Raw genomic sequence first — 24,428 nt, 5'->3', positions numbered from 1 at the left:
AGGCCCTGATGTCCGGCGATCTTAGACGATGAAAATCGTGCGCATAAGAATGCACATTTCTGATACTCAGTACCCTTTTGTATACCCTTGGATGATATGAAATGAACCACTCAGACTATGATTGCAACCTCGGTTGCCCGGTAGAAGCGACTCTTGAGCTGATTGGTGGAAAATGGAAAGGCGTAATTCTTTATCACCTGTTGGATGGAACACATCGTTTCAATGAATTACGCCGGATTATGCCGGATGTAACCCAACGAATGCTGACCAGACAGTTACGGGAACTGGAAGCTTGCCAGCTGATTTCGCGCACAGTTTATGCCGAAGTGCCGCCACGGGTGGAATACAGTCTGACAGAGTATGGCCGGACTCTGGAGCCGGTAATACAGGCATTACGCGGCTGGGGGATGCAGCACCTGACTGCTGTTCAGAATCAATAACCGCTGTCAGGTGATGTGCAGTAAAACAGAGAAAAATTATTTAACCGAACGGCTTCACGCCAATCAGCATGCCATGCAGCCACAGGGCAAAGGCAACCCAGGCGCCGATACCCACAACCAGCGTCAGTACGTCACGGACCGCCCCTTTATACACTTTCTGCACTCCGGCGATACGGTCACGACGACGGGATAGCGCAAACCCGGCAATAGCCCAGATTAAGAAAGTGCCGAACAACACCAGGTCGTGCAGACCGCCATTGGCGATTAAATGGGCAAAGGCCCAGAGCTTGATGCCCAGATACATCGGATGGCCGAGCTTAACCTGCAAACGGTTTCCGGGAATCTGGCTGGCAAACAGCAGAATAAAGGCGGGCAGGGTGATGAGTGCAGCCAGGTGGCGTGTCCATACTGGTGGTGTCCACAGCCAGGTCGGGTTCATACGGGCTTCGCCGTAACCGATCACCAGCAGAATAAAGCCGCCGATAGCGACCACAGAATACAGACCCTTCCACGGCAGCAGCCCCAGACGGCTGACCATGGCGTTACGCCATTGCGGCGCGATCAGATTGGTACAGTGTCCGCCGATAAACAGCAGTAGTCCGGCCAGCAATAACGTCATGGTCATTCCTCAGTTTGTAGTATTTGTGCCATCATGCAGGCATATCAGCGCGGATAAAAGTTCTGTATGAAGTCAGCACGCAAACGTATTTACATCGCCTACACCGGCGGCACTATTGGTATGGCCCGTACTGAGCGCGGTTTTCAGCCGCTGGCTGGGTTTCTGGAAGATAAAATCCGCAGTCTGGCGGAATTCAGCCGTGACGAAATGCCGGAATTTGAGCTTCATGAATACCAGCCGCTGCTGGATTCGTCGGATATGACCCCGGCGCAATGGATGCAGATTGCCGCCGATATTCTTACCCATTACGACCGCTTCGATGGCTTTGTGGTGCTGCACGGCACCGACACCATGGCCTATACCGCCTCAGCCCTGTCGTTTATGTTGCCCGACCTGGGCAAGCCGGTGATTGTGACCGGTTCACAGATTCCGCTGTGCGAGCCACGTTCTGACGGCCACGATAATCTGCTCAATGCGCTTTATATTGCCGCGCATTATCCGCGTGCCGAAGTGGGCCTGTTTTTTCATCACCGATTATTGCGTGGTAACCGGGCGACCAAAATAAACAGTCAGGGCTTTGATGCCTTTGATTCACCCAACTGCAATGCGTTGCTGCATGCCGGAATTACTATTGAACCGGGCCTGCCGGAGTTACGCCCGCTGCATAATACACTGCCACAATTCAACGCCCTGAAACATGCGGCGGTGGCGGTGGTAACCCTGTATCCGGGGATCGATTTTTCACTGTTGCAGCGCCTGCTGGAACAACCACTGGACGGCGTTATTCTGCAGACCTTTGGCAGTGGTAATGCACCGCAAAATCCAGCCTTAATGGCGGCCTTTAAACAGGCCAGCGAGCGAGGTGTGGTGCTGGTTAATCACAGCCAGTGCTTAAGTGGGCGGGTGGATATGGACAGTTATGCCGGGGGGCATGCCCTGCGCGAAGCCGGTTTTGTATCGGCCGCTGATATGACTCTGGAAGCAACGCTGACCAAACTGCACGTATTATTAAGTGCTCCCGGAGAACGCAGCCATGTACTCAGCGAAGCCCGGCGTCTAATGGAAGTATCGCTCTGTGGTGAGCTCAGCGCGGCAAAATAAAAAGCCGTAAAAGAGCATAAGAGAGCCTGAATAAACAGCAGTAAACGGAGAACGTGATGACTGACTTACCTCATCCAACCCTGATTGAGCTGGCCGCGATTCTTGCCGAAGCAAATGATCGTGATCACTGCCTGCAATTACTGGAAAAAACCGGCTTAAATTCACAGAGCGCAGAATGCTGGGCTGATTATATGCCGCTGGCCTTTGCCCGTGCGGCCTACCGCTTTCAGTTCAGCGGGCCTTACCCGCTGGATCAGGCCCGTGCCGAACGTGGTTTACTGCCATTGCTGGAGGATGAGGTTTATCAGCAGGCCTGGTTCTGGGCCTGCGATTGCGGCGCGATGGACAGTATCACCAGCGCACAATTTAATACCATTGTGCGTTTAAGTCCGGAGCTGGAGTTTATCCGTGCTCATCTTGCCTAGTCGCGTTTTTGTGCAATACCCATAATAACCGGCGCTTCATCTTCGCCCTGTTGCATTGTGAATGTCTGCTGCAGGTTGATGGTTTCGAACGAACAGTTATCAAACGCGGCCTGTATTTCTTCCGCAGTAAACCCCGGTGTCGATTCTCCGGCTTCTTTCAGCCAGTCCCATTGTACAAAGTACCCCTGTGGTTTCAGCAGCTGCTTAAACAGTGCAAGACTGGCCTGATAATCCGGCAGAAAAGCACAGACGGATGATGCAACAATCAGATCGAACGTGTTATGCATCGGCTGGCTGTTGCTGCTGTTCAGGTCGATGGTCAGAGGTTCTGCTTTGGGCAGGTTTTTAGCGGCCAGAACGTCGATCATTTTTGCGGAAGAATCAACGGCGACAATGCGTTTTGCCTGTTGATGCAGGAGTTCGGTTAAGTGGCCGGTGCCACAACCGAAGTCCAGTATGGTCAGGCCGTCGCAGTTTATTGCCTGAGTAAGAGACTGATAAGCCTGCTGCGAATAATGGATAACACGCTCATCGCCATCCCATTGATCCGCATATTCATCCCACTCGCTCATGATTTAATCTCTTGGTTATGTACGACCAGAGGCAGGTTAGTGTGAGTGAGTGGTTTTCACAAGTCAGTAATTACCTATTAAAAGGCTGCAATGCAGAATCTGGAGAGCAGCCTGGCAGTAAAGAACGGTTAACCCGCATTGCGCAGTAAATCAGCCACACCCGCAAGTACTTCGGCGACCAGTTCGGCTTCATCAAGGCCGCAGACCTGACCGTTATTCACGACCACGCGGCCATTAATCAGCGAATATTTTACCTTTACCGGTTCGGCGCATAACAGCGGTGCGATCACTGCGCTGTGCACCCCGGCAAAGCGCGGCGAGTCGATATCGTACAGCACCAGATCGGCGGCTCTTCCTACGGCAATATCACCGCAGTTATTCAGTCCTAATAATTGCGCGCCGTTATGACTGCCCCAGCGGATAATCTGTTCGGCCTGGGTTGCATCGGCACCGTTAACGGCGCGGTGTAAAAGCCAGGCAAGATTCAGCTCCTGAATCATCGAGCCGGATTCGGCTGAGGCGGAGCCATCCACGCCAAGGGTGATGTTCATGCCGGCCTGCTCCATTGCCAGCGCCGGAGCAATACCGCTGCCAAGACGGCAGTTAGAGGTCGGGCAATGGGCAATGCCGGTACCGCTGGCGGCCAGTTGCTGGATGGTATATTCATCGCTTTTGACCAGATGGGCGAACCATACATCTTTGCCCAACCAATCACAGCTGGCGGCGTAATCGATGGCACGCTGGCCGTATTTTTCCTGCGCCTGAATATCGTCGAAGCTGACCTCGAGTAAATGTGAGTGCAGTTTTAATTGTCGTTCCCGTGCCCAGACCGCCAGTGTGCGTAAATCATCGGCTGTGGCGGAATGCACCAGACTGGTGGGCGCGACGACTAAGCGGCGCATGGCGTTATCTCCGGCCTGATGATATTGCCGGTAGCTGCGTTCCATGCGCTGCATTACCAGCTCAACATTTTCCGGCTGTATACCATGTTTAAGCATGCCTTTATGGCTGCCCTGTACCGTGGCGCTGCCACGGCACAGCACCAAACGGATTCCCAGCTCATCGGCCGCGGCCCATACGGCGTCTTCCACTTCCGGGCTGGAGCCGGCATGGTACAGATAATGGTGATCGGCACAGGTGGTTGCGCCAGAGCGCAGCAATTCATAAAGACCGAGACGCGCGGCGTGATACATTAATTGCGGTGAAATTTTCGGCCAGAAACGATAAGGCACTGACCCCAGCCAATCGCCTAACGCCTGATTTAAACCTTCCGGCACACCTTTTAAAACAGACTGCGCCAGATGATGATGGGTATTCACCAGCCCAGGCCAGACCACGCAGCCGCTGGCATCAATAACCTGTTCATCGTCAGTGGGCAGCAGTTGATTACCGATTTCAGTAATAACACCATCACGGATGCGGATATCCGTTGGTACGGCCGGGTTTGAATTATTGACTGAAATCTGAGATTCGTGGCGAGTGTGCGATTCGGGCGCACAATAAATGGCGCGGGCATTGCGGATCAGGGTGTTCATTAGGGCTCCTTTAAACTGCAAAGAGCAATGTCCCGGAGGCTGATGCCTTTCCTGACCGCTTATACTCTTGAAACGTTTCTTTTAAACTTTGAAATACAGTGGCTTTTTATTGAACGTTTAAAGTTAGCGCAATGCAATTCTATTTCCAATTATTTTTGAGTAGCGCTGTAGCCGTTTCTGCGGCATCCACCGGATATTGTTTCGTGCTCTGATTTTGAATTCACGGGTTTTGGATTTTATGCGCAAAAATAAAGCATCTGGATTGATACTGCTTTTATTTGGTGCGGATAGGCGTCGGTTGTTCTGGATAAACGCGCTGGCGCCGCGCACTGACTGGTTGGCACAACGGTTGCTAAAGATATTGTGTACATGTTTTGAGTAGAAGCAGTCAGGGATTGAAGATCGTTTCAATCCACGGGTCATTGCTCACTGTACGGCAGATAGTTATCTGCGGCCGGAGAACGGACGCAGGGTAAGCCGGTGCAGTGATGAAAAGACCAATGACAATCAGAAAAATCTGAACATACTCAGTGCAAACATATTCAGTTCGATATTGTCATTCAGACCTCGTCTTTTCTCTTCTTCGCACGCTTCTTACCCCTGCTTTTCTGGTTATCGGATAACTGCCTGATCGGTTCGGCAAACAGATACGACTGTTTGCTTTCATACTCAGGAGTGAACGATGAAAAAAACATTGCATAAAAACGTTAAACCCTCTTTTGCGAAACGCGGACTTCTGCCTGCATTCAGCTTATTGCTGGCGTTAAACAGTATGACCGCAATGGCGGCGGATAAAGTCAACTTCCAGCTTGATTGGCTGCCCGGCGGTGATAAAGCACCGGTGTACGTTGGTCTGCAACAAGGTTTTTTTGCCGAGCAGGGGCTGGAGGTTAAGGTCGCACAGGGGCGCGGCTCGCACGATGCTATTACCAAACTGGCAACGGGAAATGCGGATATTGGCCTGTCGGATCTGGTGGCATTGCTACAGGCAAAAGCCGCTGAGAATGTCCCGGTTTCTGCCGTCTACTCGGTATTTTCAGAAGCGCCGCATGCCTTCTTTGTGCGCAGCGATTCTGGTATTAACAGCGTAACGGATGTGGCTGGTAAGAAAGTCGCCACGGCACCCTTTACATCTTCCAATGTTTTTTTATCGTTACTGTTGAATGTTAACCGTGTCGATGAGAGTTCAATTACGTTGCTGAAAGCTGATCCGGGCGCGCTGAACCCAATGCTGTTAACCGGCAATACCGATGTGGTGATCTCCTGGATTACGGATTCTGAAGTGTATAAATCACAGGCGAAAGAGGCCGGAAAAACTCTGACCATTCTTCCCTGGTATGACGCCGGTCTGGAATTTTATTCAACCGCAATTGTTGCTTCTGATCGTTTTTTAAGTGAACGCCCGGATGTTGCAAAGCGCTTTATTAAAGCCTATGCCAAAGCCATTGATTATACCTTTAAGCACCCTAAGGAAAGTGCCGCCGCGGTTAAGGCTGCAGTACCTGAAGTGGACGCAACGGTTGCAGAAGCAACCATCCGTTCGATTAACGGCTTAGTGTATAACGAAGCCAGCAGCAAAGCGGGGCTTGGTCAGTTTGATGCCGAACGTTTAGCCACTACCTGGAATTGGACGGCAAAAGCACAGGGGCTGGAAAGCGCAAGTTTTGACCCGGAGCAGGCTATAAAACGCGGTTTTATCCCGGAAGTCAGCCTGAGCAGTGCGGAATAAATGTAATGAATCTGGAGTATAAGCAGCAGGACAGCGCATGATGCTGTCCCGGCATTGCTCCATGGTCTGTGTATCTGATGCTGCTAAAGCGGTGTCAGATACCGATAATTGACTCTGGAGAAACAGAAATGAATAACACCACTCATCAAAAAGATCATGATAATACAAACATCGCCTATGGATTACAGGAACTGAACTTTGAGAGCACCATCGGTGGAATGGGACAGGAAAATAATCAGCGTACGGTGCCGTTAATCGATTTAACCGACTTTGAACAGAATCGCGATAAGATTCGCGAGCAGTTATGGCATGCGGCGACGGATATCGGTTTCTTTCAATTGGTTAATCACGGTATTGATGTGGCCACGGTGCGTGAAGCCTTTGCATTATCGGAGCAATTTTTTGCATTAAGCGAAGAAAACAAAGCACGCTTCCCATTAAAAGAAGGCCTTAACGCCGGTTGGGAGTTTATGGCGCAGGTACGTCCTTCAACCGGCACGGCTGATCAGAAAGAGTCGTATCAGATTACGTTGCCGCATATGGATAATCTGTGGCCAAATCAGGTTCTGGTGCCTGAGTTTCAGCGTATTCTGCTCGATTTCGAACAACGGGCCTGGCAATTAGGCATGCAGGTTTTATCCTGTTTTGCCGAAAAACTGGGTTTTGCGCAGGACTTCTTTACTCAGGCTCATCGCCGCGATTCGGCCGACTATCAGAGTACTCTGCGCTTGCTGCATTATTTACCGCTGGACGAGGGTGTTGAACCTGAAGCGGGGCTCTGGCGTGCCGGAGCGCATACCGATTTTGACTGTCTGACCATGGTTTTTCAGAAAACCGGTCAGGGAGGTCTGCAGGTATGTCCGGGTAAAGAAGCTATGCAGCGTCAGGAATGGACCAGCGTTATTCCGCAGGACGACATTATTACCTGCAATATCGGCGATATGTTGATGCGCTGGAGCGACGATAAACTGAAGTCGACCCTGCACCGGGTGCGTATGCCCAAACCCGATGAAGCCCGTGGCCCACGTTACAGTATGGCGTTTTTCTGTCAGGCCAATAAAGATGTGATGATTCAGGGGCCAGAGCGAAAGTACGCTGAAATTTCAGCCCGAGACTATTTATTGCAACGGATTAATGCCAATTTTTCTGCCGCTAAGGCGGCTGAAAAATAAGTCTGAGTGAGGAGAAAATACAGTATAAGGATGACTGTATTTTCGTTCTTAATAAGTCTGTCATAACCGTAGGTGGCGTTAATCTGTCGGTTATGACAGGATTCTATATACTTTTTTGGATTGATCAGTTTTCTTATATCTCTTCTGATTATTTCGCAATTCTTTAGCTACTGTCATACATCACTTATTGGCTTAATCTTCGGTATTCATTAATCCGATGATTTCACTCAGGTTTTTCTCTGCCCCCGAACATTGGCCGCAAGAGTCATAGAATAAATCCGGATAACCAATTTTTATTTAGCGTTAGTGGTTATTAATCAGGCCGGATTATTCTGGCACTGCCCGTTTTGTCTCATTGAGGTTGTGGCCGGTTACGGTCTTTACTGTATAAAAAATAAAGAGGAGCTGATTGCGCTTTGCTGCGCCAGATATCAGTAACAGCAGCGATGCGTGACCGGGCTCTGGCAAAATGGATGTTGTTGCGGAGGTGGTTATGACGGGAGCCTGGCTCAACCGGATATTACATGCCGTGTTATGGATATCTGTCGTCTTTTTCAGCCATCCGTTGCTGGCCAAAAACCTCTATGGCGACAGCAGTCTGAATCTTCCCGTTGGTGTTACCCATATGAGCCGCGAAGTCTATTCGCTGCACATGATCATATTCTGGATCTGTGTGGTGATTGCGGTTGTGGTATTCGGAGTGATGTTCTGGTCGTTGGTTCGCTATCGTAAAAGTAAAGGAGCCAGGGCGGCGCACTTTCATGAAAACACATGGGTTGAATTACTCTGGACAGCCATTCCTTTGATCATTCTGGTCTTGATGGCGATTCCGGCAACCGCCACGTTGCAAAAAATTTACGATACCAGTGAAGCAGAAATGGATGTGATGATAACCGGCCACCAATGGCGCTGGCATTACGAATATTTAGGACAGGATGTCAGCTTCTTTTCCAATCTTTCGACACCGCCTGAACAGATCAGCGGCGCTGAACAAAAAGGCGAAAATTATCTGCTGGAAGTGGATCAGCCCCTGGTGCTGCCGGTCGATACCAAAGTCCGTCTGCTGCTGACGTCGAACGATGTTATTCATTCCTGGTGGGTGCCGCAGCTGGCGGTTAAAAAAGATGCCATCCCTGGTTTTGTTAACGAAAACTGGACAAAAATTGATGAACCCGGAATTTATCGTGGGCAGTGCACAGAACTCTGTGGGCGTCTGCATGGGTTTATGCCAATTACCGTTAAAGCCGTCAGCAAAGAGGACTACCAGCTCTGGCTGAGCGAACAAAAGCAACAGGCTGCCGAAAAAGCTGCCGGTAACGAACGTGAATGGGCTCTGGCCGATTTAATGACCCAGGGCGAAAGCGTTTACAACACCTATTGTGCTGCCTGCCACATGGTAAACGGGCAGGGTATTCCACCGGCATTTCCGGCGCTGGCCGGTAGTCTGGTGGCATCGACCGCTGAAGGTCGTGCGACTCATATCGAGCGTGTGCTGTACGGCAAATCAGGTACCGCAATGGCGGCGTTTGGCAGCACTTTATCAGCGGCTGATATTGCTGCAGTCATTACCTATGAACGCAATGCTTTTGGCAATAATACCGGCGATATCATTCAGCCTGCCGAAATAAAAAAACAGCTTAAGCCAACTGAATAATCCGCATGTGACGCACGTAAAAGTGCACATGGAACACTGGCGAGGTGAGTCATGACGAGCAACAGTTACAGCAGCGCAACCGAGCACGCCCATGAGCCACAGATCCGTGGGCTTAAACGCTGGTTGCTGACAACCAATCACAAAGAAATTGGCACCTTATATCTCATTTTCTCTCTGACCATGTTTTTTATTGGTGGTACGATGGCACTGGTGATCCGGGCCGAGCTTTTTCAGCCGGGTTTACAACTGGTGCAGCCGGAATTTTTTAACCAGATGACCACTATGCACGGTCTGATCATGGTGTTTGGTGCGGTTATGCCAGCCTTCGTCGGGTTAGCAAACTGGATGGTGCCATTGCAGATTGGTGCGCCGGATATGGCTTTGCCACGACTTAATAATTTCTCTTTCTGGTTGTTGCCGCTGGCATTTTCGCTGCTGCTTTCAAGTTTGTTTATGGAAGGTGGTGGTCCGAATTTCGGCTGGACTTTCTATGCACCGCTGTCGACGACTTACGCGCCGCCATCGACTAACTTTTTTATTCTGTCGATTCATCTTGCCGGTATCAGCTCTATTCTGGGGGCAATCAATATCATCGCTACCATTCTTAATATGCGTACGCCGGCAATGAAACTGATGGATATGCCACTCTTTGTCTGGACCTGGCTGATCACCGCCTTTTTATTGCTGGCGGTGATGCCGGTGCTGGCCGGTGTGGTCACCATGATGTTGCTGGATATTAATTTCGGCACCAGTTTCTTTAATGCCGCCGGTGGCGGTGATCCGGTGTTATTCCAGCATCTGTTCTGGTTTTTCGGCCACCCGGAAGTGTACATCATGATCCTTCCGGCTTTTGGTATCGCTTCTATGATTGTGCCGGCCTTTGCCCGTAAGCGGTTATTCGGTTACCGCTCTATGGTTTATGCCACCGCATCCATTGCCATTCTGTCGTTTGTGGTTTGGGCTCACCATATGTTTACCGTGGGACTACCGCTGGCGGCACAGTTATTTTTTATGTATGCCACGATGCTGATTGCGGTACCGACCGGGGTAAAAGTGTTTAACTGGGTGGCGACGTTGTTTCATGGTTCTATCAGTTTTGAAGTGCCTATGCTGTTTACCCTGGCCTTTATTGTGCAATTTACCATTGGCGGTTTATCGGGGGTTATGCTGGCAATAGTGCCGGCAGATTATCAGTATCACGACACCTATTTTGTGGTGGCGCATTTCCATTATGTGCTGGTGCCGGGTGCGGTGTTCGCCATCATTGCCGGGGTGTACTACTGGTTGCCGAAATGGACCGGATATTACCCGGACGAAACGCTGGGGCGCTGGCATTTCTGGCTGTCGGTGATTGGTGTGAATTTAACTTTCTTCCCGATGCATTTTTCCGGATTGGCCGGTATGCCGCGGCGTATTCCGGATTATGCACTGCAGTTTGCCGATTTTAATCTGTTGTCGTCGCTGGGGGGCTTCCTGTTTGGGCTATCACAATTATTGCTGGTCTGGGTTGTGGTGCGCTGTGTCCGTGGTGGTAAACCGGCACCCGATAATCCCTGGGAAGGGGCAGAGGGACTGGAGTGGACTGTGCCCAGTCCGGCACCGCTGCATACCTTCTCTACCCCTCCGGAATTTATTCCGGAGCGCGATTCACCGAGCCGGGCATAACCATGAACAGCCTGTCATTCAGGACTCAGCAGCAGGGGATACGCCGCACTCTGTGGTGGCTGCTGTTGATGCTGTGCGGCAGTGTGGCATTTACCGTGGCGCTGGTCCCTCTTTACGATGTTTTTTGTGAGCTGACCGGGATTAATGGCAAAGGCGTTAATTCTGCTCAGGTATTGCAATCTACGGGCATTGATCAGCAACGTAATGTTGAAGTGCAAATGGTGACCCGTACCGCCGCCGGAATGAATTGGCATTTTTCTGCAACGCTGAGCCATAAAGCCGTTCATCCGGGAGAGATTCATCAGATGTGGTTCCGTATGCAGAACCTTGGCCGTACAACGGGGCGCGCGCGTGCAGTGCCCAGTATCAGCCCGGCGGAAGCTTCCAATTATTTTTTAAAGCTGGAATGTTTTTGTTTTAACGATCAGCAGCTGGCTGCCGGAGAAGTTCTGGAAGTACCTGTAGTTTTCCAGATCCGATCGGATTTACCCGAAGATCTGCATCGGTTGACGCTGGCTTATACCCTGTATCCGCAAACGGGCCCCTGAGATCAGGACTGGGAGGTTGCAATGAGTGGTTCCTATTACGTGCCGGCCAGCAGTAAATGGCCGATTCTTATGGTGGTGGTGTTGGCTTTTTTAGCGATCGGTGCCGCATCAAGCCTGAGCTTTGGTCATGGTTTTGGATTGTTTATCGCCGGGCTGGTGGGTGTATTCGTGATGATGTTTGTCTGGTTCCGCGATGTTATTCATGAATCCCGGTCGGGTTTATATGATGCGCAGATGGACCGCTCTTTCCGCATGGGCATGGCCTGGTTTATTTTTTCTGAAATTATGTTTTTTGCCGCGTTTTTCGGAGCATTATTTTATATCAGAGTATTTGCTCTGCCCTGGCTGGACGGTGAGGGAGCAAAAGGCATCAGTGCGCTGTTATGGCCGGATTTCAGTGCCAGTTGGCCATTACTGAAAACCCCTTCCGATGCGTTTTCCGGCCCGGTTGATGTTGTCGATCCCTGGCATCTGCCGTTGCTGAATACTTTGCTGTTGGTCAGCTCCAGCATAACCCTGACCATTGCCCATCATGGGGTAAAAAAAGACCAGCGTAATAAAGCCAAATTATGGCTTTTTCTTACCCTGATTCTGGGCTTCAGTTTTCTGATTGTTCAGGGCATTGAATATGTTGAAGCCTATACCCGGTTGGGCCTGACATTACAGGCCGGGGTGTATGGCGGAACCTTCTTTTTACTCACCGGATTTCACGGTGCTCACGTTACTTTAGGTGCCTGCGTATTAACGGTGATGTTCGTACGTTTATGGCGCGGCCATTTTTCGCCGCGCTCGCATTTTGGTTTTGAGGCGGCCAGCTGGTACTGGCACTTTGTTGATGTGGTGTGGCTGGGCCTGTTTATTTTTGTCTACGTTGTTTGAACGCTGCGGGATCAGGCCGGTAATTGTCCGGAATAAAACCCATAAACCAGCAGGACTAACAGCACCAGCGCGAGGCTGACACGCCAGGTCAGCGAAGTAAGAAGACGCTGTGATTGCGAACCATCACGTACCAGAAAACCAGCGGCGGCCAGCAGGCTGATCAGCATGGCGGCAAACAACAACAGGATAGCGAGCTTAAGCATGGCAATTCCTCAGGTTGTGGTAACGACAGTAACCAGCACAGCAGATAAACACGCTGACAGCAAACAGCGTTGGCTGCTTTATGGTTGGTGGTGCGTCTGGCTGCTGCTGTTTGCGCTGGGACTTAGCCTGGCGCACTGGCAGTGGCAGCGGGCGCAGGAAAAGCAACAGTGGCTCAATGCCTCTGTCGTGGCTGCGGAGATGAATCCGCAGACCTTACCGCCAATGAATCAACCGCTGCAGTTGCAGGGCGTTTTCCATCCGCAATTTAACCGTTGGTTGGATAACCGCACGCTGGATGGTCAGGTCGGGCTGGCGCTGATTACCCCTTTGCAAAGCAGCGACGGCCGCTGGTGGTTGGTAGACCGTGGCTTTGTTGCCACCGCAGGCCTTCGTACGCAACAGCCCTGGCCGCCGACACCGCTAACCGAGCAGCGCTTGCAGGGACGCTGGCAACCATGGTCGGGGCGGCGCGGTTTACTGCTTGGGGAGAATGACGATGGTCACCGTATTCAGCAGCTGCGCGCAGAGGTTTGGCCGCAGCTGAATTTACAGCCGGGTGTTGTGCATTTGCAGGAGGGTAGCTCCGGTCAGTGGTGGCAGCCGCTGGGTGTCAGCCGCGAGCGGCATCTGGGATACGCCGTACAGTGGTTGTTATTGGCGTTGGTGGCGTTAATTCTGGGCTGGCGTTATCGCCCGAAATTGCGGCCGTGGCGTGGGCCTGGGCGGGTGCGGGTCGGCAGCATGAACATAACGCGGGAGGTGGCTGTGAAAAACCGGGTGAAATTACTGTTATTACTGACGCTGTTGTTTGCTCCGGTCCCGGCAGCGCTGGCCATGTGGTACTGGCAGATCGGCATTCCCGAGGCTCGCGTTGCTCATGGTGATCTGGTCGGCGACACGCCACCGCTCAGTCAGTGGGCATTATCGCCGGCTCCTGATCTGCAGGCCGGGCGCTGGCATCTGCTGTATCGCTGCGAGACGCAACCCTGTGCGCAGGATGATACTTTGTGGCGTCTGCATCGCACGCTGGGACGCGATGCTCCGCGTCTGGTGCGCTGGCAGTTGAACACGGCAGCGGCATCTGCAGCGGATGCGCTGTTACCTCCTGGTGGCAAACGACTCCGTTGGCAACCACCGGCCGGGTTGAAACACACCATTTGGCTGGCCGATCCGCAGGGTAATATTGTGCTGGCTTACAACGCTGATAACAGCACAAAAGATATTCTGCAGGATGTGCGTTACCTGTTACGGCGCAACCCGCTCAGCAGCTTACAGGCTGAAGTTCTGGCATTGCAGTCGGCCGGACATAACGCTCAGGCAATGCCGGAGGAGGCGTTATGAATCATCTGAAAACACTGCGCACTCTGGCTTTGGTTGCGGCATTAACGGCTTTCACTGTGGTGATGCTGGGCGCGGCAACCCGATTGCTGGACGCCGGGTTAGGCTGTCCGGATTGGCCGGGATGTTATGGTCGCTTAGTCGTCCCGCAGGCTCATATAGCTGCGCAATATGCACCGCACGCGCCATTAGAAGCGGAAAAAGCCTGGATGGAAATGATCCACCGTTATCTGGCGGCTTCGCTTGGTTTAATGGCGTTATTACTGGTGTATTTCAGCTGGCGCGCCCGCACTCAGGCACCGGGGCTGCTGCGCTGGACATCGTTACTGCTTGGTCTGGTTATTGTGCAGGGCGCTTTCGGTGCCTGGACGGTAACGCTGAAACTCTGGCCGCAGGTGGTCACTCTGCATCTGTTGGGCGGATTCAGTTGCCTTTTACTGCTCAGTTTTATTGCCTGGCGGGTGTATCAGCCTGAGGCTGCTGCCGTGCCTTGCGCAGTAAAGCAGGAGCCAGCGGCGCGGCGGCGGAACAGGCGTCCGGGAGTATTCTGGCTGGCGCTCATACTGCTGATATTGCAAATTGCTTTAGGCGGCTGGACGTCGAGTAATTATGCCGGCATTGGTTGCATGGGGTTTCCCACCTGTAATGGCCAGTGGTGGCCGGATATGGATTTTTCCAGCGCCTTTCATCTTACCCAATCTATTGGCCCGGATTATTTATACGGCCAGCTGCATGCCAGCGCGCGCAGTGCGATCCAGTGGACACACCGGCTGGTGGCGCTGGCGTTGGGGCTGGCACTACTGGGTCTTTATTGGCAAGCGGGACAACGTGAGCAAGCAGTGCAACGTGAGCAAGCAGGGCAGCGTGAATTTGTGGCGCGGCGGCGGGCCGTGCTTTGCTGTGCCGGTCTGTATTTGCTGCAAGTGACTCTGGGCATTGTGCTGGTGATCTGGTCATTACCTTTTCCGCCGGCTTTGCTGCATACCGCCGGAGCGGCGTTATTAATGCTGGCGCTGGTGTACTGCGGCCTGGTCTGGTTGCGGCCGGGTGAACCGGCAAATCAACGGCAGAAAACCTGGCATCTGGTGGAGGACGTGATATGAGCGAATTGGTATTAGCGGGTAAAAATACCGGACTGGTCAGCCGCCCGCAGTGGCGTGATTTCTGGGAGCTGGGTAAGCCACGGGTCGTACTGGTGATGCTGGTCTGCGCCCTGGTCGGCATGGTTCTGGCGACACCGGTATTACCGGATATCGGACGGGTGGTTTATGCCACGCTGGGGGTTGCGATGGCTGCGATGGGGGCGGCGGCCTTTAACCATTTGCTGGATCAGCGTCTTGATCGCTTAATGTTGCGTACGTCAAAGCGCCCGCTGGCGCAGGGGCGGATTCCCCCCTGGCAGGCAGCGCTTTATGCCAGCCTGTTGTCACTGTTGGGGCTGAGCTTGTTGTGGCTGGAAGTGAACCCGTTAACATCGGTGCTGACGGCGGCTGCGCTGTTGGGTTATGCGCTAATTTATACCCGCTTTTTAAAACACGCCACGCCGCAGAATATTACCATTGGCGGACTGGCCGGAGCGGCGCCACCGTTACTCGGCTGGACGGCAATCACCAATCGTGTGGAAGCCGATGCATTGCTGCTGGTGCTGATTATTTTTGCCTGGACGCCACCGCATTTCTGGGCGCTGGCGATTCATAAACAGGATGAATATCGTCGCGCCGGTGTACCGATGCTGCCGATTACTCATGGTGAAGGTTTTACCCGTTTACAGATCTGGCTGTACTCCTGGCTGACGGTGGCGATGACACTGATGCCTTATGTCAGCGGTATGTCGGGGCTGGTGTATCTGTTGTTAATGGTGCCGCTGAATATCCGTTTTATACAGATTAACTGGCGGGTATGGCGAGCCACTTCGGCGCAGGCACCGATTCAGGCATTCTGGTTTTCTATCCGTTATATTCTGTATTGTTTTGCCGCGCTGTTACTGGATCATTGCTTACCGGTATTTTAAAGCACCTCTGAATTATTCAGAGGTGCTTTAAGTAAATAACGTCAGTCATGCAGCCGGGCGACGGCGCCCTGAATCCACTGGGCCAGTTCGTCAGCTGGCATATGGGGGTCGAGTACACCCAGCATCTGGCCGTAGCTGCTGCTCAATAATAACTGCGCAGAATGATCCATGCTGTATTCCAGCGCGCCTTCCTGCACGACTTTGCGATAATAAATACCGAAAAATTTTGTCAGTTGTTGCAACTGTTCAGCATCGGGCTGTACGCCAATAATGGCGGTGTGAAAGTGTCGGGTATAGGGACGCAGTTCATCAATGCTGTCGCGCTCGGGGTCGACAGTGATAAACAATGGTTGTACCTGCCGGATGGTTTCGGCTGGTAATTGCTGCAGTGCCTTGCTGACGTTCATCAGGGTGGTGGGGCAAATATCCGGGCAATGGCTGAAACCAAAAAACAGCAGCAGAAGCTGGTTATCAAAATCGCTTAAGTGACGTTCGCCAGCGGTTGTTTTTAAGCTCAGCTGGCGCAGCTGTTCAGCTTCGGCCCGGGTTTGTGGCAGTGGTGAAAACTGATTGCCGGCCGTGGGAGAGTTGTCGCAGGCACTCAGCAATAATAACGTCAGTATCAACCATCCTTTAAGCATACCGCCTCCTGATAACTTTTTATTGGTAAAAGCCTGCATCAGGTATAGCAGATTAACCCCATCCGGGTATTCATTGTGCGGTGATTAATCCGTTATTTTGCCGCTGCCCTGAAGCTCCTTAAGATTTTGCATCCATCAGAATCTGCAGTGCCTGAAGACGTTTTTCCCGGTCAAAAATATCGTTGGTAAACATTAACTCATTCACCGGCATCTGACTGACCAGCGCCTGCAATTTGGATTTTATGCTGGCTGGCCCACCCGTTACGGATAACGCCAGAAATGCATCTACCTGTGCTTTGATCTGCGCATTCCAGATACCTTCCATGCTTTCTACCGGCGGTGGCAGATACAGTGGCTGGCCCTGCATTAATGCCATGATCCGCTGCTGACTGCTGGTGGCTAAAAAACGTGCTTCGTCATCGCTGGTGGCGGCAATCAACGGCAGACATAAAATGACATGCGGTTGTTGCAGCGTAGCTGATGGCTGGAAACGATGACGGTAAAGGGCGATCGCCTCACGTGCCAGACGCGGAGCAAAATGTCCGGCAAAGGCGTAAGGCAGACCACGCTCAGCGGCCAATTGCGCGCTGAATAAACTGGAGCCTAACAGCCAGATTTCTACCGCACTGTTGGCACCGGGGTAAGCTTTAACGCGCTTGTGTGCGCCATCGGCTCCCAGCAGGGTCTGTAATTCTTCCACTTCCTGCGGGAAGTGTTCGGCGCGCATATCGTCACGGCGCAAGGCCCGGCTGGTCAGCGGGTCGGTACCGGGGGCACGGCCAAGGCCAAGGTCAATACGGCCGGGGTACAATGCATCCAGTGTACCGAACTGTTCGGCGATAATAAGCGGCGGGTGATTGGGCAACATGATGCCACCAGAGCCGACGCGGAGTTGTTGCGTGCGTGCTGCGACCTGACCAATCAGCACGGCGGTGGCGCTGCTGGCGACCCCTTCCATATTGTGATGCTCGGCCAGCCAGAAGCGGTTAAAGCCCAGCGTATCGGCATGCTGGGCGTAGTCGAGCATGGATGCCAGCGTCTGAGCTACGTTGAAGCCTTCCGGTACCGACGCCAGCTCCAGCAGAGAAAAAGGAATGTCGGCCAGTGAGGTCATAATGCAGCCCGCCATGAATAGGATGAAAGGCTCACAGGGTGCCACACTGCAGCGGGCAGGTCTGCGTGATGTTGAGGAAAGCTCTGTTGCAAAAATCTGATGGAATAAACAACGCCCGCAGTGCGGGCGTGTTATCAGGCTTGCAGAGCAACACTCAATGCCGGATCAGAAGAAACCCAGCGGGCTGGTGCTGTAGCTGACCAGCAGGTTTTTGGTTTGCTGATAATGCTCCAGCGCTTTTTTGTGGGTTTCGCGGCCGATACCGGATTTTTTATAACCACCGAAGGCAGCATGCGCCGGATAGGCATGGTAGCAGTTGGTCCAGACCCGGCCGGCCTGAATATTACGGCCCATGCGGTAAGCCAGATTCATATCGCGCGTCCAGACACCGGCCCCCAAACCAAATTCGGTATCGTTGGCGATGGCCAGTGCTTCGGCTTCGTCTTTAAAGGTGGTGACGCTGATTACCGGGCCGAAAATTTCTTCCTGGAAAATACGCATATCATTTTTGCCGAACAGCAGCGTTGGCTGAATGTAGTAGCCTTTGCTCAAGTCACCGTTTAACGCTTCGGCATTGCCGCCGAGCAGCACTTTAGCGCCTTCGGTTTTGCCGATGGCAATGTAATTCATAATGCGTTCGTACTGTTCCGCTGAAGCCTGTGCGCCAACCTGAGTATCGGTATCCAGTGGATTACCGCGGATGATTTTTCCGGCACGTTCAACCACCAGTTCAATTAATTGATCGTAAACCGATTCCTGAATCAGTGCCCGTGACGGACAGGTACAGACTTCACCCTGATTAAAGAAGGCCAGTGTAATACCTTCCACGCACTTGCTCAGGTAATCATCTTCGTGTTGCACCACGTCTTCGAAATAAATGTTGGGTGATTTTCCGCCCAACTCAACGGTGCTTGGAATTAATAAATCGGCGGCACATTTCAGAATATGCTGGCCCACCGGGGTCGAGCCGGTAAAGGCAATTTTGGCAATACGCTGGCTGGTGGCCAGCGCCTGTCCGGCTTCTTCACCAATGCCGTTAACAATATTCAGTACACCGGGTGGCAGCAGATCGCCGATCAGCTCCATTAAAACCAGAATGGATGCGGGCGTTTGTTCGGCCGGTTTCATCACCACACAGTTGCCACCGGCCAGTGCCGGGCCGAGTTTCCAGGCAGCCATTAACAGCGGAAAATTCCACGGAATAATCTGACCGACAACGCCCAGTGGTTCGTGGATATGATACGCCACGGTGGTCTCGTCGATTTCCGCCATGGTGCCTTCCTGCGCGCGCAGACAACCGGCGAAATAACGGAAGTGATCCACCGCCAGTGGAATATCGGCGGCCAGGGTTTCGCGCACGGCTTTGCCGTTATCCCAGGTTTCGGCTACGGCCAGCATTTCCAGATTCTGTTCCATGCGGTCAGCAATGCGCAGCAGAATATTGGAGCGTTCGGTAGCGGAGGTCTTGCCCCAGGCCGCTGCCGCATTGTGGGCTGCATCCAGCGCCAGTTCGATATCGGCGCCATCGGAACGTGGCACCTGACAGAACACCTGACCATTGACCGGGCTGATGTTGTCCATATAACGGCCGTTAACCGGTTTAACCCAGTCACCACCAATGTAGTTCTGATACTGGCTTTTAAAGCTGACGACCGAGCCGGTTTGTCCGGGGTTGGCATAAATCATGGCGTTCTCCTTGTTATTGTTCACACGCAAGCCTTGGACTTTTGTCTGGGCTTAGCGGGTTGTGTGAGTTCAGGCTATGTGATCTGATGATTAGCCACTTGCCTGAGCGTCTGAATCACTGTGCTGAGCGTCCATGCCGGCCAAAAAACGGTCGCTGACGACGGCTTGCTGATAAGGAAAAACAGGGTTCAATAGCGGCTCAGGGCTTTGCCGAAAACGATAAAAAATAATTAAAACAAAGAGATACCGCACCAATATAAGCGGTAACAGGAGGTCAGAATGCGCGATTCAGGTCTGGCAGCTCAGGCGGCGTTTAACCGCCGTAATCTTGTTCGTGGTTCTGGCCCGCAGCAGCTGGTTGAAAACCGCACGGTCTTTGCCAGCCATGGCGCTGAACTGTCAATCTACGACACTTTTGCCTCTGCAGAAAAAGTCCGCTTGGATGCGGAAGAGATTCTCTACTGCGGCATGATCAGCGGCAAAAAAGTACTGCACGGTAAACATCATTTTAATTCGGCTTTTTTACCCCATGAATCTTTTGTCATGGCGCCGGGAGAAACCGTTGCCATTGATTTCCCCGAGGCAACCCTCGATAACCCGACCAGCTGTTTAACCCTGGGTATCAGCCGTGAGCGGTTGCGTGATGTCTGTGATCAGCTCAATCAGAAAAATCCGTTACCGAAAGAACTGGGCAGCTGGCGACCGCATGATGATCATGTGCTGCATCTGTTTCATACCGAGGCAACGCAACAATTACTGGAACGTATCGTCGGCAGTTTTGTGCATAACGATGATGACCGTGATCTGGTACTGAACCTGGGCGTTACCGAATTATTAACCCGCATGCTGCGCCAGCAGGGGCGTAATTTTTTACTGAATTGCGCGCGCCATGACCCGACCTTAAATGCTCTGACAGAAACGGTTCGTTATATTGATGATCATCTGGCGGAAACCGTTGATATTGAGCAACTGTGCCGTATCGCCTGTATGTCGCGCAGTAAGTTTTATCAGCAGTTCCGGCATGTGATGGGGACCGGGCCGATGGAATATATCCAGCAGCGCCGCCTTGAACGGGCGCGGGAATTACTGCAGAGCGGCCGCTCTGTTACCGAGGTCTGCTATGACGTCGGCTATGTGAATGCCAGCCACTTTACCCGCCGTTTTCATCAGCAGTATGGTGTGTCGCCCAGAGATTATTTAAAACTGCATCAGGTTAAGATGGTTTCTGCCTGAAATCTTTTAGAGCCTGTTTAATTAGTGTTAACAGGCCTTGGCCACTTTGCGGAAAATCACCACCCTCGGACTGTCGCGCCAGACAATCTCCAGATCATAATGCCGGGCAATCCAGTCCGGCGTTTTTTCCTGCATAAACACCACATGAGTCGGGTCGCGGGTGTAATGCCAGCGCGAAAAATATTCTGCATCTGCCCAGCGGCTGGTCATTAAACCGAGATAACCACCTTCGCGCAGTAAACCACTCAGCCTGCTCAGTTCGGCGTGCGGATTATGAAAATGTTCAAAGCATTCGGTGGCGGTAATCACATCGTACTGGCGGCGTAACTGGGCAGGAAAGAAAAACGGATCGTAGTCATCGCAGGCAATACCTGCAGCCGTCAGTAACTTTGATAATGTTGGCCCCGGCCCGCAGCCGTAATCGAGTGCCTGCATGCCCGGTGTTAATAATGGCAGCAGAGGTGTCAGCAGGTGCTGCAGAAACTGCACATAACCGGCATCTTCAATGCTGTTTTCATGGGTGGCGTAATAAGCTTTTTCGTCATCCGCACTCAGCCATTGCTGTGGGTCGGCAAAGGCCAGTGAGCATTGGCTGCAGCTGAAGTAACGGCGTTTATCGGCACCCTGAAGTTGCTGATGCGGACCCTGATCAGAGCACAGGGGGCAGGGCTGGGTGCAGGGTTGATTCATGCGGATTCCTTCGGTTTGAGAGAGCGCGTCGGCAGGGAGGCGGGCGGCAATATAACACTGCGCCAAGAGTGCGGCGATGGTGGAACGAAGGGAGCAATATAAACCCTGATCAGATAACCCCTAGCCAGATAAACCCCGACCAGGGCAGGCTGGCCGGGGATGTTTTACCTCTCAGGCGCTGCGCAATTGCTGGTTGCTGTGCAGTAACCGGCTCAGTGCGGCGATCAGGATGCTGATTTCTTCCGGACTGATCGTCAGTGCCGGTAACAGGCGGATAACTTTCTGCCGTGTGACATTAATCAGCAGGCGCTCTTCCAGAAGCGCACGTCTGGTCAGGTCCGGGATCGCTTCTTTCAGCTCAATACCCACCATCAGTCCGCGTCCGCGGATGGCAGCGACCTGGGGATGACCGGCCAGCGCCTGGGTTAATCCTTCCAGCAGTTGCCTGCCCAGCTCTGCCGCCCGTTCGGCCAGCCGGTCACGCTGCATGATGCTTATCACGGTATGACCGACGCGGCAGGCCAGCGGATTGCCACCAAAGGTTGAACCGTGCTGTCCCGGCGCAAACAGGTTTGCTGCCGCACCGCGTGCGAGGCAGGCACCAATCGGCAGACCATTGCCCAGACCTTTGGCAAGGGTGATCACATCCGGTTGAATATCGGCATGCTGATAACCGAAGTGGCGTCCTGTGCGGCCCATGCCGGTCTGCACCTCGTCGATCATCAGCAGCCAGTTATTGTCCCGGCACAGGCGCGCCAGCGCCTGTAAATAATGACTGTCTGCCAGTCGCACGCCGCCTTCGCCCTGCACGGTTTCCAGCAGCACAGCACAGATCTGAGGGTTGCCATCCAGCGCATTCAGGGCCGCGCTGTCATTCAGTGGCAGACGCAGAAAGCCCGGTACTAAGGGTTCAAAACCCTGCTGTGCGGCCGGATTTCCGCTGGCGGTCAGGGTGGCCAGGGTGCGGCCATGAAATGCACCGTCCATAACCACAATCTGCGGTGCTGTAATCTGCCGCTGGCGGGCATGCAGGCGCGCCAGCTTGATGGCGGTTTCGTTGGCTTCGGCACCGGAATTACAGAAAAACGCTTTCTCCATTCCCGTCAGGCTGCACAGTGTGGCGGCGAGGGTTTCCTGCCAGGTTACGCCGTACAGGTTGGAGCTGTGCATCAGAGTGGCGGCCTGAGCGCTGATGGCTGCGGTAATTTCCGGGTGCGAGTGCCCCAGATTGGTTACCGCGACACCGGCCAGGCTGTCGAGATACTGATTGCCCTGATCGTCCCACAGGCAGCTGCCTTCGCCGCGCACAAAATGAACCGGCAGGCGCTCATACACCGGCATTAAACAGGCTGAACTCATACTTTCTGATCCGTTGCGTCTTTATTGTAAGGTTGATAAATCACTTCCCGGCTGATCAGGCGGATGCCCTGACGCGAGGATTCAATAATGCGTTTTTCGTCGCTGGCGACCATCACTTCGGTGCGGAAACCGGCCTCCTGAGGAAAGCGGCTGCGGATCTGCTGTATCAGTTCATGCCCGGCATTGGCTGCCGATTCAAACTGGCCCAGCAGGCTCTGGTTCTGCCAGAGCAGGATCTTAAACTGGCTCATGGGTGTAATGTCTGTGTTGATCAAAGGCTTCGGCCTGGCCCAGCCAGGTATGAAAAATACGTACCCCCAGCATCTGCAGGCGCGGCCCGTGCTGGCGTGCCTGCTGGCGGATATCGGCCAGCGCAATGCCGGCCTGCTGCAGCTCACAGCAATGGCCAATCAGCCACTGCTCAATGCGGCGGTAATCGGTTTCCAGATGAAACTGCAGCGCCAGACCATAGTCGCCGAGGGCAAATGCCTGCTGCGGGCACAGCGCCGAAGAGGCCAGTAACCGGGCTTCGGCAGGCAGCGAATATTGCTCACCGTGCCAGTGCAGCACCGGGCACTCCTTAAGCACAGCCAGTGCCGACTCCAGTCCCTCAGCACTGAGCTGAATATCGCCATAACCGATTTCTTTGTGCCCCATCGGCTGTACCGTGCCGCCCAGCGCTTTGACCATCAGCTGGGCGCCAAGACAGATGCCCAGCGTTGGCCGTTGCAGGGTCAGACGTTGCTGCAGCAACTCTGTCTCACGCGCCAGAAAGGGGTAATCCTGACCGTCATTGGCGCTGATTGGCCCGCCGAGTACGACCAGCAGATGCGCCTGCAGCAGGGCATCGTCATCAAGAAAATCAACGCCGGCATCGTAGTAGTCAATCAGATAGCCGCGCTCAATCAGCACGCTTTCCAGAATACCCAGCCCTTCAAAGGCCAGGTGGCGGATAACACAGGCTCGTTTCATCATGTCAGGCTCCTGTTTGTTCAGGCCAGTAGTAGCTGTCGGGAAGCGCCCGCGGACCAAAGATGGCCTGACCAACCCGGACGGTGGTCGCGCCTTCGTGGATCGCCAGTTCAAAATCGGACGACATTCCCATGGATAATTCATACAGCTGATCGCCATAGCTCAGCTGTTGCTGCATCTGCTGCAGCTGTTGGCGCAGCAAAACAAAGCAGCGGCGGATACGTTGCTGATCGGTGGTCAGCGCGGCCAGCGTCATCAGGCCTTTTACCCGCAGGGTAGGAAAGGCTGTGAGCTGGCGCATAAAGGCTTCCAACTGTGCCGGTTCGAGGCCGTATTTGCTGGCTTCGCCGGAGGTATTAACCTGCACCAGAACATCCAGACAGCGTTCTTCACGGCTCAGGCGCTTATCCAGTTCGGCGGCCAGACGCAGGCTGTCGAGGGCCTGAAACTCGCTGGCAAAGCGGGCAACAATACGGGCCTTATTGGTCTGCAGATGACCGATGACTGACCAGCGCAGATCCGTCAGGTCGGTGGTGCTCTGCGCTTTGCTCCAGGCTTCCTGCACCTTGTTTTCGCCCAGCAGGGTGCAGCCAGCGGCGTGGGCCATACGGATACGTGCCAGATCCACGGTCTTGCTGACCGGCAGCAGACGGACGCTGTCGGGCTGGCGTCCGCTGTGTTCACAGGCCTGCCGGATACGGGCGTTTACGGCCGCCAGATTGCGCTGCAGATCGTCACTGCTGAAAACCGGGCGGAAGCCCTGGCTGGTGGTCGCGGTATGGTTCAAGCCTTTGCTCCTGCTGTCTGATATTCTTGCCGGCGGTGGATAACTGACCGGGTA

At 53.3% G+C, this 24,428-nt stretch carries 25 protein-coding genes; 13 read left to right on the top strand and 12 right to left on the bottom strand.

Annotated features, from left to right (window positions below):
* Window positions 1-101: 101 nt before the first annotated feature.
* Window positions 102-440 carry a winged helix-turn-helix transcriptional regulator gene (locus tag NYR02_RS19235; protein ID WP_260977985.1) on the top strand — a complete coding sequence of 113 codons (339 nt, stop codon included), beginning with the start codon at window positions 102-104 and terminating at the stop codon, window positions 438-440.
* Between the two features lie 40 nt (window positions 441-480).
* Here NYR02_RS19235 and NYR02_RS19230 read toward each other — a convergent pair whose 3' ends face one another.
* Entirely contained in the window at window positions 481-1,059 is a 579-nt protein-coding gene (locus NYR02_RS19230) for an NnrU family protein (protein WP_260977984.1), read from the bottom strand.
* A gap of 66 nt (window positions 1,060-1,125) precedes the next feature.
* Between NYR02_RS19230 and ansA the strand changes: the two genes are divergently transcribed.
* A complete protein-coding gene (ansA, locus tag NYR02_RS19225) occupies window positions 1,126-2,160 on the top strand; it encodes an asparaginase (protein WP_260977983.1) in 1,035 nt (344 codons plus the stop codon).
* Between the two features lie 56 nt (window positions 2,161-2,216).
* Window positions 2,217-2,585 carry a hypothetical protein gene (locus NYR02_RS19220; RefSeq protein WP_260977982.1) on the top strand — a complete coding sequence of 123 codons (369 nt, stop codon included), beginning with the start codon at window positions 2,217-2,219 and terminating at the stop codon, window positions 2,583-2,585.
* Here NYR02_RS19220 and NYR02_RS19215 read toward each other — a convergent pair.
* Both NYR02_RS19215 and NYR02_RS19210 read right to left on the bottom strand, forming a co-directional pair.
* Window positions 2,582-3,157: a class I SAM-dependent DNA methyltransferase gene (locus NYR02_RS19215; protein WP_260977981.1), complete on the bottom strand. Its 576-nt coding sequence runs from the start codon at window positions 3,155-3,157 to the stop codon at window positions 2,582-2,584. The two genes, NYR02_RS19220 and NYR02_RS19215, sit on opposite strands and share 4 nt — an antisense overlap.
* Window positions 3,158-3,285: 128 nt before the next feature.
* Window positions 3,286-4,692: an amidohydrolase family protein gene (locus NYR02_RS19210; protein WP_260977980.1), complete on the bottom strand. Its 1,407-nt coding sequence runs from the start codon at window positions 4,690-4,692 to the stop codon at window positions 3,286-3,288.
* Window positions 4,693-5,374: 682 nt separating this feature from the next.
* On the opposite strand from NYR02_RS19210, the gene NYR02_RS19205 reads away from it, so the two are divergent.
* From NYR02_RS19205 to NYR02_RS19180, 6 genes are all read left to right on the top strand, one after another.
* Entirely contained in the window at window positions 5,375-6,421 is a 1,047-nt protein-coding gene (locus tag NYR02_RS19205) for an ABC transporter substrate-binding protein (RefSeq protein WP_260977979.1), read from the top strand.
* A 128-nt stretch (window positions 6,422-6,549) separates the two neighbouring features.
* Window positions 6,550-7,593, top strand: coding sequence for an isopenicillin N synthase family dioxygenase (locus NYR02_RS19200; RefSeq protein WP_260977978.1), 1,044 nt, complete (start codon window positions 6,550-6,552; stop codon window positions 7,591-7,593).
* 493 nt (window positions 7,594-8,086) lie between these two features.
* Window positions 8,087-9,247 carry a cytochrome c oxidase subunit II gene (gene coxB / locus NYR02_RS19195; RefSeq protein ID WP_260977977.1) on the top strand — a complete coding sequence of 387 codons (1,161 nt, stop codon included), beginning with the start codon at window positions 8,087-8,089 and terminating at the stop codon, window positions 9,245-9,247.
* A 51-nt stretch (window positions 9,248-9,298) separates the two neighbouring features.
* Window positions 9,299-10,912, top strand: coding sequence for a cytochrome c oxidase subunit I (gene ctaD / locus NYR02_RS19190; protein ID WP_260977976.1), 1,614 nt, complete (start codon window positions 9,299-9,301; stop codon window positions 10,910-10,912).
* Between the two features lie 2 nt (window positions 10,913-10,914).
* Window positions 10,915-11,460: a cytochrome c oxidase assembly protein gene (locus NYR02_RS19185; protein ID WP_260977975.1), complete on the top strand. Its 546-nt coding sequence runs from the start codon at window positions 10,915-10,917 to the stop codon at window positions 11,458-11,460.
* Between the two features lie 21 nt (window positions 11,461-11,481).
* Window positions 11,482-12,339 carry a cytochrome c oxidase subunit 3 gene (locus NYR02_RS19180; protein WP_260977974.1) on the top strand — a complete coding sequence of 286 codons (858 nt, stop codon included), beginning with the start codon at window positions 11,482-11,484 and terminating at the stop codon, window positions 12,337-12,339.
* An 11-nt stretch (window positions 12,340-12,350) separates the two neighbouring features.
* Here the strand turns inward: NYR02_RS19180 and NYR02_RS19175 are convergent, their stop codons facing one another.
* The gene (locus NYR02_RS19175) at window positions 12,351-12,542 is read right to left on the bottom strand and encodes a DUF2909 domain-containing protein (RefSeq protein WP_260977973.1); all 192 of its coding nucleotides are present in this window, start codon (window positions 12,540-12,542) and stop codon (window positions 12,351-12,353) included.
* Between NYR02_RS19175 and NYR02_RS19170 the strand changes: the two genes are divergently transcribed.
* From NYR02_RS19170 to NYR02_RS19160, 3 genes are read left to right on the top strand one after another with little or no spacing between them, the layout of a single operon-like run.
* A complete protein-coding gene (locus NYR02_RS19170) occupies window positions 12,541-13,884 on the top strand; it encodes an SURF1 family protein (RefSeq protein WP_260977972.1) in 1,344 nt (447 codons plus the stop codon). The two genes, NYR02_RS19175 and NYR02_RS19170, sit on opposite strands and share 2 nt — an antisense overlap.
* Window positions 13,881-14,984: a COX15/CtaA family protein gene (locus NYR02_RS19165; RefSeq protein WP_260977971.1), complete on the top strand. Its 1,104-nt coding sequence runs from the start codon at window positions 13,881-13,883 to the stop codon at window positions 14,982-14,984. The genes NYR02_RS19170 and NYR02_RS19165 overlap by 4 nt, the downstream gene beginning before the upstream one ends.
* On the top strand, window positions 14,981-15,892 hold the full coding sequence (locus NYR02_RS19160) for a heme o synthase (protein WP_260977970.1): 912 nt from the start codon (window positions 14,981-14,983) through the stop codon (window positions 15,890-15,892). Before NYR02_RS19165 ends, NYR02_RS19160 begins: the two co-directional genes overlap by 4 nt.
* A gap of 41 nt (window positions 15,893-15,933) precedes the next feature.
* On the opposite strand, the gene NYR02_RS19155 is transcribed toward NYR02_RS19160, so the two are convergent.
* The 3 genes from NYR02_RS19155 to exaC all read right to left on the bottom strand — a co-directional run bounded on the left by NYR02_RS19155 (window position 15,934) and on the right by exaC (window position 19,333).
* A complete protein-coding gene (locus NYR02_RS19155; protein WP_260977969.1) occupies window positions 15,934-16,533 on the bottom strand; it encodes an SCO family protein in 600 nt (199 codons plus the stop codon).
* 118 nt (window positions 16,534-16,651) lie between these two features.
* Window positions 16,652-17,647, bottom strand: coding sequence for an LLM class flavin-dependent oxidoreductase (locus NYR02_RS19150; RefSeq protein ID WP_260977968.1), 996 nt, complete (start codon window positions 17,645-17,647; stop codon window positions 16,652-16,654).
* 165 nt (window positions 17,648-17,812) lie between these two features.
* A complete protein-coding gene (exaC, locus tag NYR02_RS19145; RefSeq protein WP_260978011.1) occupies window positions 17,813-19,333 on the bottom strand; it encodes an acetaldehyde dehydrogenase ExaC in 1,521 nt (506 codons plus the stop codon).
* 279 nt (window positions 19,334-19,612) lie between these two features.
* Here exaC and NYR02_RS19140 point away from each other — a divergent pair, with 279 nt between their 5' ends.
* Complete coding sequence (locus NYR02_RS19140) at window positions 19,613-20,566, top strand: AraC family transcriptional regulator (protein WP_260977967.1); 954 nt, start codon at window positions 19,613-19,615, stop codon at window positions 20,564-20,566.
* A 27-nt stretch (window positions 20,567-20,593) separates the two neighbouring features.
* Here NYR02_RS19140 and NYR02_RS19135 read toward each other — a convergent pair whose 3' ends face one another.
* From NYR02_RS19135 to NYR02_RS19115, 5 genes are all read right to left on the bottom strand, one after another.
* A complete protein-coding gene (locus NYR02_RS19135) occupies window positions 20,594-21,256 on the bottom strand; it encodes a class I SAM-dependent methyltransferase (protein ID WP_260977966.1) in 663 nt (220 codons plus the stop codon).
* A gap of 171 nt (window positions 21,257-21,427) precedes the next feature.
* Window positions 21,428-22,615, bottom strand: coding sequence for an aspartate aminotransferase family protein (locus tag NYR02_RS19130; RefSeq protein WP_260977965.1), 1,188 nt, complete (start codon window positions 22,613-22,615; stop codon window positions 21,428-21,430).
* Window positions 22,612-22,866 (bottom strand): hypothetical protein, encoded by a 255-nt coding sequence (locus NYR02_RS19125; protein ID WP_260977964.1) that lies wholly within the window; start codon window positions 22,864-22,866, stop codon window positions 22,612-22,614. The genes NYR02_RS19130 and NYR02_RS19125 overlap by 4 nt, the downstream gene beginning before the upstream one ends.
* Window positions 22,853-23,590, bottom strand: coding sequence for a glutamine amidotransferase (locus NYR02_RS19120; RefSeq protein WP_145466544.1), 738 nt, complete (start codon window positions 23,588-23,590; stop codon window positions 22,853-22,855). The genes NYR02_RS19125 and NYR02_RS19120 overlap by 14 nt, the downstream gene beginning before the upstream one ends.
* 1 nt (window position 23,591) lies before the next feature.
* Window positions 23,592-24,374, bottom strand: a complete 783-nt coding sequence (locus tag NYR02_RS19115) for a YggS family pyridoxal phosphate-dependent enzyme (RefSeq protein WP_260977963.1) — start codon at window positions 24,372-24,374, stop codon at window positions 23,592-23,594.
* Window positions 24,375-24,428 lie beyond the last annotated feature (54 nt).

The organism is Thalassolituus pacificus (genome assembly GCF_025318105.1).
GTDB classification, from domain to species: domain Bacteria; phylum Pseudomonadota; class Gammaproteobacteria; order Pseudomonadales; family Oceanobacteraceae; genus Venatoribacter; species Venatoribacter pacificus.
The sequence above is the reverse complement of the archived record's forward strand: the minus strand, read 5'-3'. Positions and strand labels throughout refer to the sequence as shown.

Excerpts from the sequence above, each read along its gene's own strand:
- NYR02_RS19235 (WP_260977985.1), top strand. The coding sequence starts at position 102 with ATGAACCACTCAGACTATGATTGCAACCTCGGTTGCCCGGTAGAAGCG.
- NYR02_RS19230 (WP_260977984.1), bottom strand. The coding sequence starts at position 1,059 with ATGACGTTATTGCTGGCCGGACTACTGCTGTTTATCGGCGGACACTGT.
- ansA (WP_260977983.1), top strand. The coding sequence starts at position 1,126 with ATGAAGTCAGCACGCAAACGTATTTACATCGCCTACACCGGCGGCACT.
- NYR02_RS19220 (WP_260977982.1), top strand. The coding sequence starts at position 2,217 with ATGACTGACTTACCTCATCCAACCCTGATTGAGCTGGCCGCGATTCTT.
- NYR02_RS19215 (WP_260977981.1), bottom strand. The coding sequence starts at position 3,157 with ATGAGCGAGTGGGATGAATATGCGGATCAATGGGATGGCGATGAGCGT.
- NYR02_RS19210 (WP_260977980.1), bottom strand. The coding sequence starts at position 4,692 with ATGAACACCCTGATCCGCAATGCCCGCGCCATTTATTGTGCGCCCGAA.
- NYR02_RS19205 (WP_260977979.1), top strand. The coding sequence starts at position 5,375 with ATGAAAAAAACATTGCATAAAAACGTTAAACCCTCTTTTGCGAAACGC.
- NYR02_RS19200 (WP_260977978.1), top strand. The coding sequence starts at position 6,550 with ATGAATAACACCACTCATCAAAAAGATCATGATAATACAAACATCGCC.
- coxB (WP_260977977.1), top strand. The coding sequence starts at position 8,087 with ATGACGGGAGCCTGGCTCAACCGGATATTACATGCCGTGTTATGGATA.
- ctaD (WP_260977976.1), top strand. The coding sequence starts at position 9,299 with ATGACGAGCAACAGTTACAGCAGCGCAACCGAGCACGCCCATGAGCCA.
- NYR02_RS19185 (WP_260977975.1), top strand. The coding sequence starts at position 10,915 with ATGAACAGCCTGTCATTCAGGACTCAGCAGCAGGGGATACGCCGCACT.
- NYR02_RS19180 (WP_260977974.1), top strand. The coding sequence starts at position 11,482 with ATGAGTGGTTCCTATTACGTGCCGGCCAGCAGTAAATGGCCGATTCTT.
- NYR02_RS19170 (WP_260977972.1), top strand. The coding sequence starts at position 12,541 with ATGGCAATTCCTCAGGTTGTGGTAACGACAGTAACCAGCACAGCAGAT.
- NYR02_RS19175 (WP_260977973.1), bottom strand. The coding sequence starts at position 12,542 with ATGCTTAAGCTCGCTATCCTGTTGTTGTTTGCCGCCATGCTGATCAGC.
- NYR02_RS19165 (WP_260977971.1), top strand. The coding sequence starts at position 13,881 with ATGAATCATCTGAAAACACTGCGCACTCTGGCTTTGGTTGCGGCATTA.
- NYR02_RS19160 (WP_260977970.1), top strand. The coding sequence starts at position 14,981 with ATGAGCGAATTGGTATTAGCGGGTAAAAATACCGGACTGGTCAGCCGC.
- NYR02_RS19155 (WP_260977969.1), bottom strand. The coding sequence starts at position 16,533 with ATGCTTAAAGGATGGTTGATACTGACGTTATTATTGCTGAGTGCCTGC.
- NYR02_RS19150 (WP_260977968.1), bottom strand. The coding sequence starts at position 17,647 with ATGACCTCACTGGCCGACATTCCTTTTTCTCTGCTGGAGCTGGCGTCG.
- exaC (WP_260978011.1), bottom strand. The coding sequence starts at position 19,333 with ATGATTTATGCCAACCCCGGACAAACCGGCTCGGTCGTCAGCTTTAAA.
- NYR02_RS19140 (WP_260977967.1), top strand. The coding sequence starts at position 19,613 with ATGCGCGATTCAGGTCTGGCAGCTCAGGCGGCGTTTAACCGCCGTAAT.
- NYR02_RS19135 (WP_260977966.1), bottom strand. The coding sequence starts at position 21,256 with ATGAATCAACCCTGCACCCAGCCCTGCCCCCTGTGCTCTGATCAGGGT.
- NYR02_RS19130 (WP_260977965.1), bottom strand. The coding sequence starts at position 22,615 with ATGAGTTCAGCCTGTTTAATGCCGGTGTATGAGCGCCTGCCGGTTCAT.
- NYR02_RS19125 (WP_260977964.1), bottom strand. The coding sequence starts at position 22,866 with ATGAGCCAGTTTAAGATCCTGCTCTGGCAGAACCAGAGCCTGCTGGGC.
- NYR02_RS19120 (WP_145466544.1), bottom strand. The coding sequence starts at position 23,590 with ATGATGAAACGAGCCTGTGTTATCCGCCACCTGGCCTTTGAAGGGCTG.